The 331-nt window shown below is 40.2% G+C and carries 1 pseudogene; it reads right to left on the reverse strand.

Going from position 1 to position 331, the window contains the following annotated elements:
- Positions 1-23: 23 nt before the first annotated feature.
- Positions 24-101, reverse strand: a pseudogene (locus DFR77_RS14720) (restriction endonuclease fold toxin); the annotation flags it as partial.
- Positions 102-331: the final 230 nt, after the last annotated feature.

The following is a 331-nucleotide window of genomic DNA, read 5'->3' on the forward strand; positions in this document are numbered from 1 at the left end:
GATGGAAACATATGATGCCATGTTTAATCTCCTAAACCTGTTTTAACAATGCCGCCTTTTGATTCAATATATGACTTAACTTGTGAATGAACACCGTGCCTGTTCCGTACAGCAAGCACAGGTTGGATTAAGATTCGACAATCTGTTTGGATTGACAGAAAGGTCGTCTGAAAAATCGATTACGGTTTCAGACGACCTTTTGTTGTTGAGTTCTCAACCCAACCTATGCCTGCCATTAATGTTATTCATCGTAGTAAGGTTCTGTCGAATAATTGTCTTTGCCCCCGGCAATGATAGTAACAATTTTCCCTTTTGCTTCCCATGCTTGTAC

Source organism: Neisseria gonorrhoeae (assembly GCF_003315235.1).
Lineage (GTDB): Bacteria > Pseudomonadota > Gammaproteobacteria > Burkholderiales > Neisseriaceae > Neisseria > Neisseria gonorrhoeae.